This is a genomic window from Leptolyngbya sp. FACHB-711, from assembly GCF_014695615.1.
GTDB lineage: Bacteria > Cyanobacteriota > Cyanobacteriia > Elainellales > Elainellaceae > Leptolyngbya_A.
Genome location: NZ_JACJOR010000068.1, coordinates 1 through 4,725, shown reverse-complemented (window position 1 = coordinate 4,725; position 4,725 = coordinate 1). Strand labels below are relative to the sequence as shown.

6 protein-coding genes are annotated in these 4,725 nt (G+C 51.2%); 3 read left to right on the top strand and 3 right to left on the bottom strand.

Annotated elements, in window-relative coordinates; genetic code table 11:
* On the bottom strand, positions 1–331 hold a 331-nt coding region (locus H6F80_RS01620), incomplete at its 3' end, for a hypothetical protein (protein WP_190789875.1).
* A gap of 521 nt (positions 332–852) precedes the next feature.
* Between H6F80_RS01620 and H6F80_RS01615 the strand changes: the two genes are divergently transcribed.
* The 3 genes from H6F80_RS01615 (at position 853) to H6F80_RS01605 (ending at position 3,457) form a co-directional block, all read left to right on the top strand.
* Positions 853–1,245, top strand: a complete 393-nt coding sequence (locus tag H6F80_RS01615) for a tetratricopeptide repeat protein (RefSeq protein WP_242067108.1) — start codon at positions 853–855, stop codon at positions 1,243–1,245.
* Positions 1,246–1,398: 153 nt separating this feature from the next.
* Positions 1,399–2,472, top strand: a complete 1,074-nt coding sequence (locus H6F80_RS01610) for a D-alanine--D-alanine ligase family protein (RefSeq protein WP_199296307.1) — start codon at positions 1,399–1,401, stop codon at positions 2,470–2,472.
* A gap of 292 nt (positions 2,473–2,764) precedes the next feature.
* Positions 2,765–3,457, top strand: coding sequence for an RAD23 family protein (locus H6F80_RS01605; protein WP_190789873.1), 693 nt, complete (start codon positions 2,765–2,767; stop codon positions 3,455–3,457).
* Positions 3,458–3,682: 225 nt separating this feature from the next.
* Here H6F80_RS01605 and H6F80_RS01600 read toward each other — a convergent pair whose 3' ends face one another.
* Together H6F80_RS01600 and H6F80_RS01595 are read right to left on the bottom strand one after the other, a co-directional pair.
* Positions 3,683–3,979 (bottom strand): DUF2973 domain-containing protein, encoded by a 297-nt coding sequence (locus H6F80_RS01600; RefSeq protein WP_190789872.1) that lies wholly within the window; start codon positions 3,977–3,979, stop codon positions 3,683–3,685.
* A gap of 254 nt (positions 3,980–4,233) precedes the next feature.
* On the bottom strand, positions 4,234–4,560 hold the full coding sequence (locus H6F80_RS01595) for a DUF2605 domain-containing protein (protein WP_190789871.1): 327 nt from the start codon (positions 4,558–4,560) through the stop codon (positions 4,234–4,236).
* Between the last annotated feature and the right edge of the window lie 165 nt (positions 4,561–4,725).

Sequence of the window (4,725 nt, the reverse complement as noted above, 5' to 3'; positions counted from 1 at the left end):
GAGCTTGCCGAATCACATCTGAGATTTCTTCTGCATCTTTAACGTGGTGCAGTGCTTTTTGCGATCCGTCTGGCTCATCTACTACAAAGTAAGCCGGAACCACAATGTGATCGCCTGTGATGTCCGGTGCATCGACTGCTACCTGCTGAGCCTTTTCCTGCAAGCTCTTGGAGTCGTCGATTCGATCGCCAGGGTTAGCGGTCAGATTGTTGCCTTCCCGTCTCAGTTCTTCCCGCTGCTCTTTCAACTGCTGCGGATCGACTTCTTCAGGAACGGCGGGCTGTCTTGTTACTCGCTCCTGATTCTGATCGTTCAAAGCATTTTCGCTCATGCTTAAATTCCTCTGGACTGCGTGATTCACAAGGTAATATTAGTGAACGCGCTCGATCCTCGTCCTCCCTCAAACGATGGAAGCCCTGCCTGCGTTGAAAGATAGATCTTCATTGCTTAATTAACCGAAACCCGATGAAAAACCTGATTTTTGATTAGCAAATTGCCGCTTATTCTTTTATCAATTCTTCCATCAGTTTCTGTTGCATTTTTAGCGATCGAATTCTGAGTTCAATTCCAGTTCAATTCAACTGCAACAACCGCCCCGTCGATCGAGTTCGTAGAGCGAAGCGATACCCACCCAGACCTTGCACAGACGAAATACCAACGCCCTGCCCGCGTCGATGTCCCACCTGCCCATTTGCCTGCTCGCTAGGCGAGTCTAAAGGCTTCCTGCTAACGCTGAGGCGAAGCCCTTGACCCCTGTTTTAATTCCAGTGATCTAAGTTTGATATTAAGACTGCGGCACTTCCCGGTCTGCCATTTATCCTCACTAGCAATCTACATTTGATGTCTCATTTGATGTCTTCTTTCTCTGAATCTCATTCTGCACAATCCTGGCAGAAGCAAGGCTGTGTCCTCTGTGTTGAGGAGCAGTATGACGCTGCTTTAACGGCATTCGATCGCGCTTTAAAGCTCGAACCACGCAATTGCCACACCTGGAACTACCGCGGTAATGCGTTATCTGCAATCGATCGCAAAGCGGAAGCCCTGGTTTGCTACGACCGGGCAACGGCGATCGACCCTGACTATCATCAAGCCTGGTTTAATCGCGGGCTGCTGCTGGCAGAAATGCAGGCTTATGGGTCTGCCCTGGAGTCATACAATCGGGCCATTGCAATCTATTCCGACCCGCGTTACCTGCTTGCGAAAGAGGATATCTGGCTGAAGCAAAAGCTAACTGCGTTTTCTTGAGCTTGATCTCCCGATTCGCAGGCTGCTTCTGATGCTGCTGCCTAGGGCGACAAGGCTCTTCCAAATTAGGTTTATTGTTTATCCGCATAGCGCAGCAAAATTGTGGGGTTGTGATAGGCTATCTGCGATGAGGTGAGCGGGAGAAAGAAATCCATGACCACGCCTATAAACACGCTTAGCGTCGGTTTGCTCTTTGGCGGACGATCGGGGGAACACGAAGTCTCGATTCGGTCTGCTCAATCGATCGCCCGGGCACTGGCAACCGCTCCCAATCCAGAAAAATATACGCTGCTGCCTTTCTACATTCAGAAGGACGGCTGCTGGCAAGGCGGAGACATCGCTCAGCAGGTTCTCGATTCGGGTGTGCCGCTTGCCCTGAATGACGAGAATTTCGATCGCGCCAAACTGTGGAATTTGCCGTCTGATGCTGCAACAGTGAATGTTTGGTTTCCGGTTCTGCATGGTCCGAACGGCGAGGATGGAACGGTTCAGGGCTTGCTGAAGCTGATGCAGGTTCCCTTTGTGGGTTCTGGGGTGCTGGCTTCATCGGTGGGGATGGATAAGATCGCGATGAAAAGCGTTTTTGCTCAGGTCGGGCTGCCGCAGGTGAGATATGAGACGGTGACGCGAGCAGAGGTCTGGTCGAATCCCTGTGTGTTTCCTAAACTGTGCGATCGGTTAGAAGCAAATCTAGGCTATCCCTGCTTTGTTAAGCCTGCTAATCTTGGTTCGTCTGTTGGAATTGCCAAAGTCCGCACCCGTGCCGAGCTAGAAGCCGCGCTAGACAGTGCTGCCAGTTACGATCGCCGCATCATTGTCGAGGCAGGCGTAACAGCGCGAGAAGTAGAATGCGCGGTTTTGGGTAATGATCAGCCGAAGGCTTCTGTGCTAGGGGAAATCATCTTTAGCAGCGACTTTTACGACTACGAAACCAAGTACACACCAGGGCAGTCGAGCCACCAAATTCCGGCAAAACTGCCGCCGGACGTAACGGCACGGATTCAGGAAATGGCAATTCAGGCGTTTCAGGCGATCGACGGAGCAGGCATTGCGCGGGTCGATTTCTTTTACGTAGAGCAGACCGGAGAAATCCTGATTAACGAGATTAATACCCTGCCCGGGTTCACGGCAACCAGCATGTATCCGATGATGTGGGAGGCGAGTGGAATTGCCTATCCGCAACTTGTCGATCGACTGATCCAGTTTGCCCTCAAAGGCGATTCATAGTCTGCTGCATCTACCGCACCCCTCTGTCCCCTACCCACAAATTGGTGAAACGAATAGAATAAACGTAGCAGGATCAAACGCCTGTAACGAAGTGGGTGATCGATGTAGTTGATTTGGGATGCAGTGAGTAGGGCTGAGAGCGATGGGCAGGCAAACCGTCCGGCAGCAAACCAGAGCAAATGTTCGTCATCGGTCAGGCACATCAAATCCACGTCAGACCCGAGCAGGTCGTTCAAATTCTCCACTGTCACAGCCCCACCCTCGGCGTTCTCGCCCACCGGGGTTAACCTCTTTGCTAAAGCAATCGCACCATCCTGGCTTTCTCCTTGTTTTTGGGCTATGGGCGATTCTGCTCGTTGCGGCAACGCTGGCAGCCCGATCGCTGCTTGACCCGACAGTTGTTTCTCCTGCAACGGTTTCTTCTGCTCCTGCTGTGCCGTCTACGGCTGAAGCTCCACCCGAATCGGGAATTTCACCGTCTCCGCCTGCAGAACCAATACCAGGGAGGTCGACGAATGGAGCCATTGATTTTGAGCAGACGGGTCTACCCGGTGCAGCTTTAGACGATCGCGACTTTTATCAGCCTTCTCAAGCACCCAGTTTGCTGATCGTGCTATTGGGGGCGACCGCCCTGAGCATGGCGATAAGTGGGGTTCTAGTATCCCATGCGCTGCGTCCGCATCGACCCATTCCTAGATTAGAAAGCAAGTCAGGAAGACCGCCTGTGGTGAAGTCTGCTGCATTAAAGCAACTTGCTGCCGCCACGTCTCCTGAGGTTCAGCCAGCTCCGATCGCTCAGCCAGCCCTGGTCCAGACAATGGCTCAGACAACGGTTCAAACAACGAGTAATCCCAAAACCGCAGAAGCCACAACGCCTGCAATCGTCACCGTTTTGCCTTCAGACCAGAGTTCACCGCTGGATTGGGACGAGCCAAGTCTGGCAGATAGTCTTGACCTGCGGCAGCAGCAATCTTTACCGTCCTAAGTTGCTCTTGCCCTGCTTAGCGCAGCAGCGTATTGTCTTAGCCCCATAGCTCCAGCTGCCAATTAATTATCTATCAATAAAATTAATTATCCCCAGCGAGCTGCCTTTAAGCTGCAACAATCGCCAGGGAATTTTGCGGGATAGAAACGAACTTAGCTTGATATCAACGACCGTAAATGCCGCATTGGATAAGTTTTTCTGAGAATTCCATTCGAGCGCGATCGCTTAGCGGGTTTCTTCAGAAGGATCGTCCTGTCCGCCAGGGGAAGCATTGAAGAGGGCATCCAGCCGTTCGCGGGCATCCTCAACACTAATCGATCGCATCACCAAGTACGGCTCCTTACTGAGATTGCCTGCATCATCAAGCAGTTCAGGATGGGGTGTAACGTAGCGGCGATTTTGTCTGCCGTTGCCGTAGGATCGCTGAGAATCGATGCCCAGCATCATCATGCTGCGAATGAGATTGCCAACCGCCAGGAATGCCAGGATGGTAAAGGCAAAAATGTAAAGCAAATGAAACATAAAAGCTTGCCTCCAGACCAAATCTCTCAGAAATCAGATGCGCCTTAATCTCGAAACCGATTGTTGGGACTGACTGCCGAGCTTGACTGTCAGCACTTGCTATCGGTATGAGCAGAAAATGTCAGCCCTCTTTGCCAGGCGTTTCACTATTCTCTGCTCAATTCCACTCGTTCACACTATACACAATAGTTTTTTAAAAGTTATCTTCCTTTAGTTTCTCAGATTTTAGGAGGATTCGTCATCCATCCTGCCCTCTATCGCCGGTCTGCCTTCTGAGTCCGGTAGCGCATTCCGACCTGCCAGCACTCCGTCACCAAATGGTGCCAAGGCATCAGAATGGCAGTGTCTAAGCCCACCTGTCCCTCGGTGAGGTTAACCAGCATCTGAGCCGTTGCAACTTCTCGCTGCGCCTGCTGCACCCGGACCAGGAGGCCTGCTTGTTGTTCGGTAGTGAGAAATTCGATCGTCTCAGACTCTAATAAAGTGCGCGATCGATTGAACCAGTATTGAAAGTCTTCTAAAAGGGGCTGAAGCAGGTTTTTGAGAAACTCCGGGTCAGGAGATGATTGGGAATCGAGCATTTTCACCAGTAAATTCGTACTTTTTAGCTTAACGCATATTACGAAATGTAACAAATGTGAGGTTGATTCACCGCTTCTCTCAGAAAGTTTTGCGAGGAAGATGAAAAATGAAGGACTGCGGCTCAGCCCATCGGTCGATAAGATAGAGGCTAGAGCATCAAAAGT